The organism is Mucilaginibacter celer, assembly GCF_003576455.2.
GTDB lineage: Bacteria > Bacteroidota > Bacteroidia > Sphingobacteriales > Sphingobacteriaceae > Mucilaginibacter > Mucilaginibacter celer.
In genome coordinates this window covers 3,567,478-3,582,735 of sequence record NZ_CP032869.1, presented here as the reverse complement: position 1 = coordinate 3,582,735, position 15,258 = coordinate 3,567,478, and the positions used below count along the sequence as shown (strand labels likewise).

Annotated in this window: 13 protein-coding genes and 2 tRNA genes; 2 read left to right on the top strand and 13 right to left on the bottom strand. The window is 42.6% G+C overall.

What is annotated here, in order from left to right; all coding sequences use genetic code 11:
* Positions 1-122: 122 nt before the first annotated feature.
* The gene (locus tag HYN43_RS14465) at positions 123-1,145 is read right to left on the bottom strand and encodes a WD40/YVTN/BNR-like repeat-containing protein (RefSeq protein WP_119410024.1); all 1,023 of its coding nucleotides are present in this window, start codon (positions 1,143-1,145) and stop codon (positions 123-125) included.
* A gap of 140 nt (positions 1,146-1,285) precedes the next feature.
* Here HYN43_RS14465 and HYN43_RS14460 point away from each other — a divergent pair.
* Together HYN43_RS14460 and HYN43_RS14455 are read left to right on the top strand one after the other, a co-directional pair.
* Positions 1,286-1,369, top strand: a tRNA-Leu gene (locus HYN43_RS14460).
* A gap of 76 nt (positions 1,370-1,445) precedes the next feature.
* Positions 1,446-1,529: transfer RNA gene (locus HYN43_RS14455), tRNA-Leu, on the top strand.
* Positions 1,530-1,556: 27 nt separating this feature from the next.
* On the opposite strand, the gene HYN43_RS14450 is transcribed toward HYN43_RS14455, so the two are convergent.
* From HYN43_RS14450 to HYN43_RS14395, 12 genes are all read right to left on the bottom strand, one after another.
* Positions 1,557-1,808, bottom strand: coding sequence for a hypothetical protein (locus HYN43_RS14450; protein ID WP_119410023.1), 252 nt, complete (start codon positions 1,806-1,808; stop codon positions 1,557-1,559).
* A gap of 78 nt (positions 1,809-1,886) precedes the next feature.
* Positions 1,887-2,741 (bottom strand): hypothetical protein, encoded by an 855-nt coding sequence (locus HYN43_RS14445; protein WP_119410022.1) that lies wholly within the window; start codon positions 2,739-2,741, stop codon positions 1,887-1,889.
* Positions 2,741-5,464 carry an SGNH/GDSL hydrolase family protein gene (locus HYN43_RS14440; RefSeq protein ID WP_119410021.1) on the bottom strand — a complete coding sequence of 908 codons (2,724 nt, stop codon included), beginning with the start codon at positions 5,462-5,464 and terminating at the stop codon, positions 2,741-2,743. The genes HYN43_RS14445 and HYN43_RS14440 overlap by 1 nt, the downstream gene beginning before the upstream one ends.
* On the bottom strand, positions 5,464-6,078 hold the full coding sequence (locus tag HYN43_RS14435) for a DUF6712 family protein (protein WP_119410020.1): 615 nt from the start codon (positions 6,076-6,078) through the stop codon (positions 5,464-5,466). The genes HYN43_RS14440 and HYN43_RS14435 overlap by 1 nt, the downstream gene beginning before the upstream one ends.
* A gap of 77 nt (positions 6,079-6,155) precedes the next feature.
* Positions 6,156-7,439: a hypothetical protein gene (locus tag HYN43_RS14430; protein WP_119410019.1), complete on the bottom strand. Its 1,284-nt coding sequence runs from the start codon at positions 7,437-7,439 to the stop codon at positions 6,156-6,158.
* Positions 7,436-7,720 (bottom strand): hypothetical protein, encoded by a 285-nt coding sequence (locus HYN43_RS14425; protein ID WP_119410018.1) that lies wholly within the window; start codon positions 7,718-7,720, stop codon positions 7,436-7,438. The genes HYN43_RS14430 and HYN43_RS14425 overlap by 4 nt, the downstream gene beginning before the upstream one ends.
* A gap of 42 nt (positions 7,721-7,762) precedes the next feature.
* On the bottom strand, positions 7,763-8,350 hold the full coding sequence (locus tag HYN43_RS14420) for a hypothetical protein (RefSeq protein WP_119410017.1): 588 nt from the start codon (positions 8,348-8,350) through the stop codon (positions 7,763-7,765).
* A 138-nt stretch (positions 8,351-8,488) separates the two neighbouring features.
* Positions 8,489-9,697, bottom strand: coding sequence for a hypothetical protein (locus tag HYN43_RS14415; RefSeq protein WP_119410016.1), 1,209 nt, complete (start codon positions 9,695-9,697; stop codon positions 8,489-8,491).
* A 124-nt stretch (positions 9,698-9,821) separates the two neighbouring features.
* Positions 9,822-11,021: a head maturation protease, ClpP-related gene (locus HYN43_RS14410; RefSeq protein WP_162996483.1), complete on the bottom strand. Its 1,200-nt coding sequence runs from the start codon at positions 11,019-11,021 to the stop codon at positions 9,822-9,824.
* A 286-nt stretch (positions 11,022-11,307) separates the two neighbouring features.
* Positions 11,308-11,538 (bottom strand): hypothetical protein, encoded by a 231-nt coding sequence (locus tag HYN43_RS14405; RefSeq protein WP_119410014.1) that lies wholly within the window; start codon positions 11,536-11,538, stop codon positions 11,308-11,310.
* A gap of 183 nt (positions 11,539-11,721) precedes the next feature.
* Positions 11,722-14,331 carry a hypothetical protein gene (locus HYN43_RS14400; protein ID WP_119410013.1) on the bottom strand — a complete coding sequence of 870 codons (2,610 nt, stop codon included), beginning with the start codon at positions 14,329-14,331 and terminating at the stop codon, positions 11,722-11,724.
* 218 nt (positions 14,332-14,549) lie between these two features.
* The gene (locus HYN43_RS14395) at positions 14,550-15,176 is read right to left on the bottom strand and encodes a hypothetical protein (protein WP_119410012.1); all 627 of its coding nucleotides are present in this window, start codon (positions 15,174-15,176) and stop codon (positions 14,550-14,552) included.
* Positions 15,177-15,258 lie beyond the last annotated feature (82 nt).

Genomic DNA, 15,258 nt, shown 5'->3' with positions numbered 1-15,258 from the left:
ACTTTTTGGCCCGATTACCGTTTCCGTTTAAAGTGGTGCAAATATAGAGTTCTTCACAATATCCTGCAAGCTATTTTTTAAATTAATGTAAAGCTTTTTTTAAGGTATTAATTAACAGTAATCTACATTTTAAATAATGCTATTTTACCTCCGTTGCCAGCAAGTAAAACCAGCTTTCCGTGCTTGGCTTTGCGGCAAACGTTAAAACTTGTGGTATCAATTTGCCTCCAGGTTTGCCCTCCATCGGTAGTTATGTTGCTTCCCGGGGTTCCGGTTGAGAGAAAAATATGTCCGCCCAAATACTCAACAGAGGATTGAAAACCCTGCGGACCGCCCTTGGTAAGTACAAAAACAGCTGTATTTGCTGATGTTTGAATGGCTGCAACCGAGTCGGTCTTTTTATCATTGGCATAGTCGCCGCCAACAATTATACTTTCATTTTTTCCGGTGGAGAGTGAAAAAGCGCCTTCGCTGCTTTTGCCCTGGCTAATGGGCAGGTTTGCATAGTTCCATTGGCTGCTACCGTTGCTCAAAGAAATGAGCCTGCTGCTTTTGCCTCCCGATGCTACATAGATAGTCCCGCTTTCCAAAACCCGCAGGCAGGTACCGCTCGCTGCGAAAGCAGCTTCGCCCGGTAATGCCTCAGGCGGATTGGTTGATTCGGCCCAGGTTTCGCCGCCATCTTTGGTTTCGAGCAATAAAAATTTGTTATTAATCGGATCGCCTAAGATGTATCCGTGCCGGCGGTCGGCAAAATCCATGGCGTCTAAAAAGTAGGTAGTGTCGGTTTTTTGATATTTTTCCTGCCAGGTTAGGCCTCCATCTTTAGTTTTAAGGATATAGGAAGGGCTGCCCGAACTCATGATGATGGCTTCCTGGTCGCTAAAAGCTTCAATATCCCTGAAATCTGATTTTTCGTAGCCTTTTACCTGCTGCCAGGTCCAGGTTTTGCCACCGTCGGCAGTTTTGGCGATGTAGCCTTTGCTGCCGCTAATCCAGGCAGTTTTATCGTTTACAACCGATAAACCGCGGATACTTGTTGGCTTGTCCTGTTGTAATATGGTAATAGTTTGGGCTTTTGCAGGATTAGTTAAGGATGTTAAACAGATAAAAATTCCGGAAATAAGAAAGAGAACCTTCTTCATAGCGTTTGATATAAAGTAACTTACAAAGCCTAAATTAATGTTAAAGCGGTGCTTAGGCAACTTTCTTAGTTTTTTTAATTTATAGAGTTTGCATTTTGCCGGAAAGATTTATATTTGCACGCTTGTTAATAAAACGATAAGCCCGGATGGCGAAATTGGTAAACGTTGCGGTCTCAGAAGCCGTTGAGAATTGTCTCTTGAGAGTTCGAGTCTCTCTTCGGGCACGCCGGAAACAAAGTTGTTAGTCTTAAGAATAGGTTTAGTGATAAACTTAAAACTTAAGGCTAACACTTTAAAAAAGCCCAGGTGGCGAAATTGGTAGACGCACCATCTTGAGGGGGTGGCATTCGTAAGGATGTACGAGTTCGAATCTCGTTCTGGGCACACACCTCTTTATACCCAATTAAATTTTTAAGATCCTTTCCGCTCTTTTAGTTTAGATACTTCCTGTTGCAGTATAGCGATCTGACCTTCAATAACTTTAAGCCTGATTTCGTTTATGCGTGTTTGTGTTTCCTGGGATGAACGAATGTCTTTAATATCTCCTTTTAGCTGGAAGTAGGCAGTCATCACGGAGATTACGATGCTTACGGTGCTGGCAATAGTCACAATCATGTTTTTTATGGTGATGCCGCGGATTTCCTGGTGTTCGAATGTTGTCATGGGGGAGGGGGATTATAAATTATAATGCTTGGACATTAATCTAAAAATGGTTTTAATTCAAACGTATCCATTTAGGGATCATACTAAACGTTCTTTTAGCCTGTAGAATTGGTTCCATGCAGCATCTGCTATTATTAGCGAGTAGATACCTAAAGTGTTCTCTACCCAGATACCGAAAGGCGTGCTATTACCTAAAGCGATAATTCGCTTTGCTGTATTTGTAGCAACACTCATCTCAGTTATATAACTGTATGCAGTATTACACAACCAATAAGAATTGCTATTTATTGGGTCGAATCTAATAAAAGTAGGTGTTTCAACACCTGTACCATTAATAGATATCGATTGTACAAGAAGAGATGCTGGGTCTGCTACCAGTATTTTGTTATTGATAGAGATCATCAGTAATCCAGTGTAGGGATTTTTAATAATGTTTGTAACATTAGAATTTTGCAGACGACTATCAGATATGATTCCAATAAGAGAACCGGTAGTTGAAAAAGTATATACTTGATTGGTCCCGACATAAAATCTATTTGAAGTTGAATCAAAATAACCAAAGCGTACTATTTCAGTAACTCCGGTAATTGAAAATATAGTTGTGATAGCGTGGGTAGATAAATTAATAGACTGAAACGATGGGGTATTTCTTTCAGTTACTATTAATCTATTGTTGAGTATGTCTAACTGCATTGAGACGATACCTGATATGCTATTGATTGTATCGATAAGAGTAAAATCAGAGTCATACACCTTAATACTCGAAAAGCTTGCAATATAATATCGTTGGGATGACAAATTGAATTCAATAGCTATTGCATTATTTAATCCTATACTTATAGGTTGTTTAACAAGAGTAATGGTATCCTTAACTTTAATTATTGAGTTATCGGTCGTAAAAACCGATAAACCTGATTTGAGAACATGTGACATTAGGCTATTGATTTTGCTGTTTTTTCCCAGATGAGCGATGAAATTTTTTGATAATTATATTGGATTCCGCGTGCTATTTGGAAATTCACCGCTGTTGGATAAATGGCATTTAATTGATCTGAGTTTTTTGCTCCGTTTGAGTCGTCAACCTCACTTAAAAAAAGGTCTATTTTATTTTGAATGAGGGCGACTCTAACCCAAGTGTTAATTCCCACGCAGAAATACATGAAGTCCATATCGGCCGATATTTGTCCGATTTTGCCAGTTACCGTAGCTTGGCCGGTTGAAAAATCTGCGGATGTCAGGGGGGCTGAATTAACCAAATAATCAGCAGTTTCGTACGTTAAATTGACGCCCGAAGCCGTAGTTGTTACAAATTTTTCTGAAAGATCCGTCACCCGAGGAATGGCAAATCCATCTACACCAACCATCCACATTTTAATTATGTTGTTGGCGATTGTTTCATGACCTTGTGCATTTGGATGTTGCCCGTCGGTTGTCATAGTATACGGGTCGTAATTTTCGTTAATATTAACAAAAGTTACAGGTAAACCACGGGATGCAAATTCTTTTACGACTTCTTGAACTGCAGTATTCATTCCTGAAATAGTGGTAGAATCTCGAACTCCGGATATATAGTTAGACTCAGTAACATCGATAGAAGACAGAACAAATACCGGAGCGGAGTCCACCGTCGGTTTTGCCACCCAACCGAAATAATCGATGATAGTTCGAGTGTTTGATAAAGTAGTGATAACAACATCCGTTATTACATTATACAAAATAATAGCGTCACCTGAAATACCCGCGTCACGGCCTGTTATATCGGATATGTTATTCGTTTTGTCGGTCGGATTGTAAATTATTGTTTTATTGTTGTAAGTGATGCTAAAAGATCCTAAAGCGTTTTCGCTTGCCCCATCATCAACATAGGTGCCAATAACTATTGTATTTTTGCCCGAAGTGCCAAGGGTAATGCTTGAACCTGCTACTGTCGATTGAATTGGTTTGGATGTGGTTGAACCAAAATCGTAGATAGCCTTACTTGGGTATACATGGTAATCTATATTGGGGGTAAAATCGGTCCATACTCCCGTGCGAGATGTTGCAAATGTTCCCACACCGGTTCTATTCGCTGCGTAAAATCCACTGAGGAAGCATTGGGCAAGAAAGGCCCTCAAGTTGCATTGTACACGACTATAGGTTTTTGCTAATATTTGACCAGGTTGTAGATCATTAAAACCCATATTTACAGTAACGGCGAGGTTATTCTGTACACCCATAGTTTCGCATGCCTTTATTAAAATGGATCCAGATTGAGTTGCACTTTGTGCATAATTATTACCACTTGCTGCTAACCCAATTCTTGTATAAAGCAGAGAATTGTATGTATACCTCACATCCGCCAAAGTATACCCCGCATCAATACTCATCCCATAACTCGTAATTCCCTTCGCATTATTCATCGGCAACTTCGGGAAAACATAAGGCGTAGAGCTTCCTCCCGCCGGCGCATCAACCCAATGTGCATCTCCATCTGCAGTACTATTCTTGGCTAAAAACTGCCCGGATGTGCCGCCATTAGGCAAGCCGCCACCAGTCGCCGCATTTATCCAATGTAAATTCCCATCCGTACTATCAACTTTCGCCAACACCTGCCCGGCCGCACCGCCATTGGGTATCTTAAACAGTGCACTAATCTGTGCCTGCAACTTCCCCAACGCCTGTAAAACGGTATCAGTTGCAGATACAATAGCCGAACTTCCAAAACCAATACCCGTTAGTACGGCGTTCAGTACCCGCGCAAGTGTGAAATATTTATTGCTTGTGCCTTCGGGTACAGCATCGGTACTCCCAGGCGATCCCACAATTTGGGTATAGGCGCTTCCGCTCCAGCGGTATTGATTATTATTATCAGTAGTTATATAAATTTTGCCGGTTTCGCCCGTTGCCGGCAGCGAGGATAGGGTGGCAAATTCTAATACATCATCAACATAGGATGGAAGTTGTGCCGCTGCTACTTTACCGCTGCTATCAAGCCCGGCATAACCGTTGGGCATATTCTTATTGTCGATTTCTTCAAATTCAACTCCGGAAACAATCAGTGAGATTCCTGTGCCCCACAAACCGGCCGCTTTAGGACCAAACAGGTAGTACGACGAGGTGTTAATATAAAAATCGCCATCGGTACCCAGGCTGTTTGCCGGGTTTACGGTACCGTTCAGGATAGTTTTGCCATTGGCTCCATTAGTACCGTTGGCTCCGCTGGTGCCCTGAGGTCCCTGCGGACCGGTTTGCATTGAAAATACCTGGTTCCAACTGCCGCCGCTTTTCTTATAAAATATACCACTTAAGGTATTAATAAAGGTATCTCCGTTGTTGCCCGTTGTGGTAGCCGGTATGCTATTGCCGTATAAAACGGTTGTGTCATTTGCAGCTCCGGTTGCAATAGTATATACAACAGTCCATACTCCGGTTATTTTTTGCGCGAATGATCCGGAGGTAGTATTAATGAATACATCGCCGTTTTTGCCCGAGGTGTTTTGAGGAAGCACCGTGCCAAAGCTAAGATTGGCACCTGCTGCCAGCCCCGCGTTTATAAATTGCAGCAGGGTGGCAAAATCAAACTGATAATCGGCATTATTGCTGATCAGTATCGATTTGTCTGCCGCGTTTATGGTTTGGACTATGGGCAGTTCGCTTATTTTTTTGTCGTTTGCCATCAGTTTAAAAATTCGGTTATTGGTGAGTTATAATTGTTATGGGTGCCGGGGTAATTGAAATCTGTTCTGTCGACACCCCTTATCCGCGGACCGGCCTGCCGGCTGCTCCTGTTTTTTTCGCTGTAATGCCACAGTAGAAAATTTGCCTGGTTATCCCACAAAAACTTTTCGATATCATTGGCATAAGCATTAGCAATGCTGCGTTGCTGCTGTACCAGTTTCAGCACTTCGGGCGATGTTAAAGGTTCGCCATTATCATGGCGTTTAATTACCGGTCCGGTAGCGGTATAATGGATAGCGTCGTTTTCAATAAAGCGCGCAAATGTGAAGTATACCAGTGCCGGTGCAAGGCCTTCATATAAAACAATGTGTCCGTACTGGTCGAGGTATTCGCTGCCGTTAAGCAGATCTTTATAAGGCTGTGGTGCATCGTCCTTAGCGGTACCGTCGGGGTTGCAATGGGTTATCAACTGGTAATATAATGCGTGCCCTAAAAAAGGCTTCAAATCAAGTTCCTGAGCTTTTTTAATAAATACCTTCAGGCGTTCGGCTTTAATGTTTATGTTGATATCCTCGTATTGTTGAAAAATGGTTTGGTTAATTAAATAAATCATAGCATAGCCTCCTAACCCCGAAAGGGGAAGTTTAAGTTTTGGTTCATTTTTGTTTGTTTATTCCCCTTCCGGAAGTGTCAGGGGCACATCGCCTCCGCTTCGGCCTGTTTAAAACCGTAAGCATACATTAAGGCGGCTATTTTATTTTTTTGAGGGATGGTTGATTGTAACAGCTCGTTAATGCTGGCTCCGGCCCTGATACCGGCCTGGTCCTCAGCGGCTATAGCGGGTACCGGCACAATATTCCAGTTACCGGCAGGGTTAATATCAATATGGAAATGCCCGAAGATCTCAGTCAGTGTTTCCGAAAGTTCAAGCCTGTCGGTAGCGGTATTGTCATTAAACTCCAGGATAGCCTGCTTTTTCTCGCTGCCATTGCTCAGGCCCGACGATTTTTCGGGGTTGATCAACTCCTTCGGAACAGAAAAACCCTTGATTATTCGTGCTTCTACAGATCGCTCGGTACTTTCAAACAGTTTATCGTTGTTTTGGATAGGGTAGGCCTTAAACTCCGGTTTTGAATTTTCGTCCTCGTATTCAATAACAATTATTTTTTGCGAGCTTTTTACACCCTGGAATGATCCGAGATCTTTTTCCAACTGCGATGGCACATTAATACCGGCATATTCCCCGGCATCCGGCCGGCTATTATCCGCTTCTTCCCTACGCGATTGCATAAAAAGCATGGTTGATGGTAAAAAGCCGGTGGTAACCTCACGGTTATTGAATGTTTTGATTCCCGCTTCGGTTTCAAAATCCTCCCATACCGAATCGGCTTCAATTAACGGATAATCGTCAATTTCGGGGTTAAAGTAAAATAACTGGCCTTTGTAGTTTTCCCATCCGCCTGCCGCAGCAACCTGCCGGCTAATTGCTTCCGGATCAGGATTGTATCCGTCAACAAAGGTTATTTTGCTGCGCATAATGTTTTTCCAGGTTTTTCGGCCCCAATCGTTATACAAAGCATACTTGCCGGCCGTTTCCGGGTTGTCGGTATCACCCATCCGGATGTCTTCAAATTTTACATGGCTTACCGCTATAATCTTAAAATTGGCATCGTAGTTTACATGGATCCCAAAGCCGGTAAACAGGGCTTTATCTGTGGCCAAAGCTTTTAATAATTTTGCAATTGTAAGGCCCCGGGTGTTAATCACCGTTTTGCCGATGGCTTTTTCTTCCAATCCTGTACCGGTAATAAATTTTGTTCGCTTATTCCAGCAATCTTTTGCCGTGGGAGATCCGGCTACCAGTTCAAGCATGCGTTGCGGATAGGCGTTATCCAAATCATAATTAAGGATGCCATAGGTTTGATTGGGCCTAACCAATATCCGGCGTTCAATTTGAGGGAGATAGGTTTTCATACCGGTCCTCCTTTATTTACAGCATTTTTCGTTTTGGATTTCTGATTATCCGGCAGTTTAACCGGAGTTGAATCAGCCGCCAGATCCTCAATCACTTTCGAAATAAATAGTGCAGCAATGTGTGGATAACGTTGTATGTACCATTCGGCCTCCTCATCACTCAGGTTTTCGTTACTGTGAACAGCCGCCGAACCGGGTGCAAATTGGTGCAATCCTGGTTTAAGTATGTGCTTTTTAAATTTTAATTCATCGGCCATTGTTGGGTTGATTTTAATGGTCATTAGCTGTTTTAAACAACTAATGACCGGTTTCTGATAAGATGCTTAGGCGGCAACCAGGGCTTCGATAGCTGCAATGGTGCTTGCATAAGTTGCACTGCCGGTTCCGGGCGCTATTGAAACTGCGCGGGGAGGGTAGGGCTCTTTCATTTTATCGGGATTGGTTAGTTTAAGTTTGTAACCGCCGTCAAGTGCTTCGTCGGCCGCGTTACGCTCTGCTTCGGTAAGGATGAGGCCGTTTACGGCGCCAAAAAGTTCAATTGCCGAATCTCCCGATTTGTAGTTGTTAATGGCAATTGCGCGCACCCTGCCATAGCCCATGGCCATCAGCTGCCCTTTAATATCTACAGATAAACCTGCGATATTAAAGTCGATCTCTTCGGTGTAACGGGGCCCAACCTGCGTTTTAGCCAGTTTCGACATGGTGTTGAAGCTGTTATTGGTACCTTCAAATTTGTAAACCTTTGCATTGCTAACAGCGGTAAGCCCTTTAACGATAAGCGGATTGGTAGTATCGTAGGTTAATACCACATCGTCGGCATTAAAAATATAGATCACATCCTCTATACCCGAGGTGATGGGTTGGTCGGTTCCAAGACTAAAACCCGCGTTTATTTTATTATAAATTGACATGTATTTATTAATTAGTGATTTAGTGAGTTATTGAATTAGTGAATTTGAATTGACGGTTTAGCAGGTTATTGAATTAGTGAATGAATAAGACCTATAAAAAATCACTAAATCACCAATTCAATAATCCACTAATTGATTTTAAGCTGATAGGTAGAACAACTCGTTGGCGAATTTGAAGTTCACAGCGGCTTTCATACGGGCCTTCATGCGTACCACATTATCGTTGGTGTAAGGTTTCAGGTACACGGTAGATAGTTCGGATGCGTCGCCTAAAAGATCGACTCCCAGGAAAAGGTTTGACGAACGGGCACCTAAAATGGTATTGGCCTGCCAGTGGTTCATTACCTGCAGCGGGATGCCCAGGTAGTCCATTTTTTTCATATCGGTAAAGGCATTAATTACGTTCAGTGCTTTATTGGCCTGGGCCTGGGCGTAGGCATAGCCCACGTGCAGCGGGATTTGCAGGTTAAAATCATCCTGAATCCTATCGGCCGGGTCAAGCTGGGCATAAACACTGCCCAATACCTGTAGTACGTTGCTTACGTTAATGTAGTTGACCGTAGCCGCTGTAGCTGTACCGGTAAAGGTTGCAGGTTTGCGGCTATTTACCTCGTTGTAGTTACGTACCAACTTAAAGGTGGTAGCACCGGCTATTTGAATAAAGTATGATTGGCCCTGAACCGCAATGCCCGGTGCACCGTTGGTGGTATCCTTACTTGTACCGGTAACGGCTGTAATGGTAACCACATCGCCATCGGCCAGGGTTGATGTATCTGCAACTGTAACGATACCATTTGCATCGATAGCTGTGGCCGCCAATGAGGTAGCCGGTTTGCTTAAACCTACTTTGTAAACGCCGGATGCCGCTGCAATAGAGGGCAATAATCCAGGAAAATCGGCGGTGAAAGCAGCTTCTTTGGTAGCGCTTTTGCCCAGCCAGTACAGGCGTTCGTTGGCAATTTGAATTTTTGCTAAATAGCGCTGTACCATAAAGTCGGATAGGTCAACCACGCCTTCGTAGTCCATAAAGGCACCGGGTTTAAGGGCCTGGGCTTCCCAGCTTTGGGCAAGCTTATCCCATTGTTCCTGTTTCATAAATTCGTACACTACCGGGTCCAGGTAACTTTCGGTTTGGTGGGCGGTGGTACCCTGGTCGGTAAAAATGCCCGATGGGTTTTGCAGCACCACATCGTCATCAACGTCAAGGATCACCTTGCGCGATTTTACATCATTAATTACCGTAAGCAGGCCGCGTTTTACCGAATCGGCCTCGAGCAATGTGCTTGCCATAAATCCTGCCAGCGCTTCGCCGGCGTAGGTGTTGTTTGTAAATGTAAATTGAGCCATAAAATTTGCCCCCCGGCCCCCTAAAGGGGGAGCTTTTTGTTTTAAACGTATAGGGATAGTTGGAGTAGGTTAATTAAAATGGATAAGGTTTAGGTTGGTGGTTTAGGCGGTTGGCGGGAGAGGTTCAGGAAGCAATAGCCTTTTTTACCGCATTTTTAGCTACTTCGGTTTGTGGGGCAAAAAAAGCTACAGGTTCGGTTTGAGCTTTGCTGCTGCGTTTAGAGCCTTCGGGTATAAAGCTTGAGCGGATTTCGTTTTTTACCTCGGTGCGTGTTTTTTGGAGGTTAGCATTGGCTTCTTCAATCGCAGCGCGGGCTTCGGTTAAGAGAGCATTTTGTGCGTGCAAGCGCGCTTTAAGTTGCTGCATGCGGCTTTGAATATCCAGTGGTTTAGCCGCGGGTTTTAACTTATCGGCCGGTACATCATCCTCTTCGTCGGTTAACTGAGATTCTTCTTCTGCCGAAGGGGTTATCCTGTGGATTTTACCCTGCTTAACATCCAGTTGTTTGCCATCGGCGCAGGTATAAATATCGGTTATTGCCGGGGCGGATAGGTCTTCGTCCTGGAATACCTCGCTACCCTCTTCCAGTTGATCGCTGTGGTGCAGGGCTCCCTTGTCGGTAATGGTTTGTTTGTTCACCACTTTTTTAAAAAAGTTCATGATTTTGTTCAGTACCGAAGTGTTTTTTTCGATGAGTTCTTTGTTTTCGATGTTCATGCTGTTATTATTTATGTTTAAGATTTTGTTGATGCATCGTTGATAGGCAACAGGGGCATTGTTTGTGTAGTTTTTAATCAGTAGGCTGTTAGTGATTTGCGTATGGTAATCTTCAATCAAATCGATAAAACCGAGGTCGAGCGCCTGGTCGGCTGTCATCCAGGTTACAGCGTTAATCAGGCTGTTTATGGTAAGGCCATCCAGCTGCGATTTATCCATGTAGATCTGCGCCAAACGTTCCTGAACCGCGTTTAACATCTGCACATCTTTTAAAAGTTCGTCGGCATTGCCGCCTGTGCCCACCATGGGCTTGTGAATCATGAGCAAAGCATATTTGCTCATGATCACCTGCCTGCCCGCCATGGCTACAATTGAAGCAGCCGAAGCGGCGAGCGCATCGATATACGTGGTAACATTGCCGGGATATTTTTTTAACAGATCGTAAATGGCGATAGCGTCAAAAGCGCTGCCACCTGTCGAGCTGATATGCACCTCAACATCGGCTCCGGCCGCTGCGTCGAGCTGGGTTTGGATATATGCTGAGGAAAGCGTGCCCGAGCCAATGCAATCGGTGTCGGTATCGTATAAATAAATTTTGTAACTCATGTTTTTTGGTTTTGGTCCGCAAGTCCGGATGTCCGAAAGTCGGTGGGTGTCGGAGTGTGTTTGATTTTGAAATGCCTGGAGATTACAGGCCGTAGGATGCCGGTGGGCATACATCAAAGGTCGTTAGTATTTTTTATTGTGATGGTGACGGTGTTTTGTCAGTAAGTGACGGGATACTTTTGCCTGTAAAACTATAGGGTGATATTGCTATCAGAAGTACAAAACAAAGATCGGCATTGTAACGGTGGAATATGGTGACAGCGTTTTGTCAGTACCCGGGTAACGTTTATTCCGAAAAGCAATTTAGCGCCCGCCAGATAGTACGCTCATCTTTGCCAAATTTTACCTCAGCCTCTAAAACTGCCTGGTTTTTAGAGATCTGCCTGGCCTTTACCTGGGCATTGACCCATAGGTAAATCTCGCGGTAGATAAACACTTTGGTGGTAATAAAACCGGCCTTGTACATGGCCGAAAATACGCCTTCATCAAATAATGCGTTTGCAGTTTGGATATTCATTTTGGTTAGAGGTTAGAGGTTAGAGGTTAGAGGTTAGAGGTTAGAGGTTAGAGGTTAGAGGTTAGAGGTTAGAGGTTAGAGGTTAGAGGTTAGAGGTTAGAGGTTAGAGGTTAGAGGTTAGAGGTTAGAGGTTAGAGGTTAGAGGTTAGAGGTATGTTTTGTGTGCTGAATGGCATAATTTAATTATAGATTTACACGGTTTATGGTTTGTGCCAATATGTTTTGCTGAGTGTTAATATCTTTTACATCTACATAAACAGGAGGGAAGTTGTTGATCATTTGATAGGCCAGCGTGTTTGCCAGATCCTTAACATCATTTACCGGTTGATTATAATAGCGGTTGGCATTACCGCCATCAGTAAATATCCCACCTATGGCATAACCTCTGCCCGGATTGGGGATTGAAAAATCACGGCCGCCGTGGGCTACGTTAATGGCACTCACCAGGTTGCGGGCCCAGGGATTACGCATGGCTTCCGAAACTATAATGGCTTCGCCCGAGCGTAAATAAGCGTTGGTATTATCGCTGCGGCTATAGCCGGGTAATAATGCGCCACGACCATCAGATATATATTGCCCACCGGATGCAAACCCCGGTTTCTGTTTTATAATAGAGGCCAGTGATGATGCACCCACGGCCGCCACAATCGCAGTTTCGGCTATAGCTTTTGGAACGCCTACGAACGGAATAGCACCATCGGCAGACCAAATGCCCATTATCGCTTTTTTGGTATCAATAATAACCTGAGCAGCAGCCGCTGCCTGGTGAGCGCGGAAAGCAACTCTTGATGCAGCACTGTTTTTTCCAAAAATGCTTGTTAAGGCATTAGAAAGGCTGTCAACCGTTTTTAAATATTTCCTTTGACTTTCGGCCTGGGCTTCCAGCCGGGCTTTATCAAGATGCTGTTGCTTTCTATGGTAGTCATTTGTTACTTTTTCAAGCGCTTTTTCTTTGCCTTCTGCTGCAGTAATCGCCTGTTGTTTTTCCAGATCAAGTAGTCGTTGTTTTTGATCAAATTCTTTTTTCCAGTTTCCATCTTCGTGAGCATTATCTATACCGGTTTGAAGATCGTTTTGCTTTTCATCAAAAACTTTTTGTGCTTTACCCTTTTCAATGTTTTGTTTTATTTTTTTCTCGTCGGCAATAAATTTTTCATCTGCCTCCAATTTTACAGTATTAGCTTTGTCAATAATATCCTGTTCATACTGAAGTGCCTGAATGAGGGAATCTGCTTCCTGTTTCCGCCCTTGCCTGTTTAAATCATCGATTCTTTTTTGGATAGCAGATTTTTGTTTTGCGGCATCTTCGGCTTGTTGCGTTATTTCAGTAATTTTTGTGGTATGTTCATCCCTTAGTTGTTGTAAGCCCAACTCTTCAGCCGTTTTACCAAAGTCTCGTGCGGCTTTGTTTAGTTGCTCCTGGTATGCCTCCAGTTTTTTGAGATCTTCATTTTGAAATTTTTGATTGATGCCGGCTAAGGTAGCCACTCTTTCACTTTCTAACTGGCTTACGGTTTCTTTGTGCTTTTTATAACGTTGTTTCAGGTCGTCAAAGTGCTTATTGGTGCTTTCAATTTCTTTGGCGTAGTTGCCAAGCAAAATTTCAGCTTCACGATCTTTTGATTCTGAAAGTTCTTTCAGCGCTTCGGCAGTGTCATCAGTTTTACCTGATTTGTCGCGGCCTTTCGGCTCATCAATCTTTACTTCATACGCTAATAGTGTTTGCCTGGTTTGCTTTATTTTTTCGATAATGGGTTGGGCTTTTACTTTATAGTCCTTTGCCGCGGCATCTAATTTGTTTAGTTCGTCCTGTTGATCGGATAGTACTTTGTCCCAATAGGCTTTTCCGGTTAACTTTGCCGGGGTTTGAGTTTGAGTTTTAGATGTGAAACTTTTAAGCTGCTGCTCAACAATACTATTAATTGAGTTCATTCTTTTTACAATTTCTGCGTCTTTTTCAGCGTATTCCTTGTATTCGTCCTCTGCATCCTGCTTTACATTATATATCCCTCCTTTATAATTTTTTTTATTTGCATGATCAGGGTGGGCCCTGTAATCTTCTACTCTTTTTTTTGCCGCCTGATATCCTTCTGTTATATCCATCCGATCTTTTATCACCTCGGCCATTTTAGATTGAGCTGCCTCTTCAATCGCTTTTCGTTTTAGTGCGTCTGTGTATTCATTTATAGCTATTGTGCCTTCTTTTGTATTGATATTAGCGAGCGTTAAACTTTTTAAATGATCTGGCGAGAGTGCTATAAGTTTCTGAAGTGCATCGAGCCTTACATCGTCTGCAAGGTTTTGATTTTTTGCTATCGAGAGTAACACCATATATTCGCCCGATTGCCTGGAAACTGTTTGAGTGAATGCTTCCATCATATCCTTATAATCCTTCAACGCTTGTGCAGCTGCCCTGGCCTTATCCGAATCAAATAGCTTAGCTACAAACGACAAAACCTGTGGACCGTACGTTGCAATCAGCGTAATTCCTATTGATAACGCTGAATTCCAGGATAAAAATGCAGAGCCAAGCTCCTTTAAAATGCTTTTTGGCTTTTGCCCGGATGCGGCCAGTTCTTTATTTTGCGCATTTAGTTTCTGTATAGAATCTACTACCTCCGGCAGTTTTTCGCCTAAGGCAATCAATCCCTCCTTCATTCCATTTGCAAATTCGGGCATTTTGCTGTTCACACCAATTACCGCTTTTTTTAGTTCATTAAGCGCTTCGGTGTATTTATTTGCTTTTTCGATGTCAGCACTGCTGAGGTTGGGTGTATCATAGTAAGCACTCATAATTTATGTTTTTAATGCTGTTTGGCATATTTAAACAAGCGGTTTTTCATTTATTTAAATACGTTCAGCTTTTGGTATATCGATTATATTAGGGTCATAGTTGCAGCCGGTTTGTAGAGCACTCGTCTGCAACTATGCAATTTTTTTTGTGGAGCAGACTCACCGCAAAGCCTTAAAATAGAAAGGATATAGTGAAAACGCTATTTTTTGAATATTGATTATCGTTTAAATACAGATGCTTCCTGTTTCCCTGTAATAAACGGTGAAATATAATAGGCACTGTCGGCGAGGGTATAAGTTTCGGGTATATCAGCGTATGGTACGGGTCCCATTTCAATATTATTAATGTTAGGCTTAATAGCGTAAAACAACTCCGTTCCTTCAAAATTCTCCTCCTTTATTTTTGCATACATTAAAGCCTTATCCAAATAAGTGCCTAATAAAGCTGTGTGTTGTTTTAGCATTTTATCTTTAACATATCCCACACCTACAGCTATTAAATAAGGTTTTTTATTTAAATCGGATTTTTCTTTAAGCCTGTCCTTTTTTCGATCATTAAATGTAGAGGATAGATCGTCGTCTATTTCCCCGGATGTTAAAGGGCGTATTAATCTGTACACAGATATTGTATATCCAGAACCCTTTGGATCAAAATAATCTTCGGGTGCATACACTTTGTCTCCTTTTTCAAAATGTGTTGTATTGAAAAGGTAGGTGTAAATTTCGCTTATGGTGTCAAAATTGAATATCGCCAGGCATAATACAATTATGAGTATGCTTCCTCCAATCCATAATCTCTTTTTACTTTTAGCCGTTGTTGAATGATTGTTTGATTGTTGTGACATGATTTAAGTTTGCTATTTTTTTTAGTAAAAATAATTATTTTTGTTAAAATCAAGCCCAAAAATAATTTTTATTTATATCGAT

Bases quoted from the DNA above. Each gene is read 5' to 3' on its own strand.
- HYN43_RS14445 (WP_119410022.1), bottom strand. From the start codon at position 2,741: ATGTCACATGTTCTCAAATCAGGTTTATCGGTTTTTACGACCGATAAC.
- HYN43_RS14405 (WP_119410014.1), bottom strand. From the start codon at position 11,538: ATGAATATCCAAACTGCAAACGCATTATTTGATGAAGGCGTATTTTCG.
- HYN43_RS14440 (WP_119410021.1), bottom strand. From the start codon at position 5,464: ATGGCAAACGACAAAAAAATAAGCGAACTGCCCATAGTCCAAACCATA.
- HYN43_RS14450 (WP_119410023.1), bottom strand. From the start codon at position 1,808: ATGACAACATTCGAACACCAGGAAATCCGCGGCATCACCATAAAAAAC.
- HYN43_RS14435 (WP_119410020.1), bottom strand. From the start codon at position 6,078: ATGATTTATTTAATTAACCAAACCATTTTTCAACAATACGAGGATATC.
- HYN43_RS14410 (WP_162996483.1), bottom strand. From the start codon at position 11,021: ATGAGTTACAAAATTTATTTATACGATACCGACACCGATTGCATTGGC.
- HYN43_RS14425 (WP_119410018.1), bottom strand. From the start codon at position 7,720: ATGACCATTAAAATCAACCCAACAATGGCCGATGAATTAAAATTTAAA.
- HYN43_RS14465 (WP_119410024.1), bottom strand. From the start codon at position 1,145: ATGAAGAAGGTTCTCTTTCTTATTTCCGGAATTTTTATCTGTTTAACA.
- HYN43_RS14420 (WP_119410017.1), bottom strand. From the start codon at position 8,350: ATGTCAATTTATAATAAAATAAACGCGGGTTTTAGTCTTGGAACCGAC.
- HYN43_RS14415 (WP_119410016.1), bottom strand. From the start codon at position 9,697: ATGGCTCAATTTACATTTACAAACAACACCTACGCCGGCGAAGCGCTG.
- HYN43_RS14430 (WP_119410019.1), bottom strand. From the start codon at position 7,439: ATGAAAACCTATCTCCCTCAAATTGAACGCCGGATATTGGTTAGGCCC.
- HYN43_RS14395 (WP_119410012.1), bottom strand. From the start codon at position 15,176: ATGTCACAACAATCAAACAATCATTCAACAACGGCTAAAAGTAAAAAG.
- HYN43_RS14400 (WP_119410013.1), bottom strand. From the start codon at position 14,331: ATGAGTGCTTACTATGATACACCCAACCTCAGCAGTGCTGACATCGAA.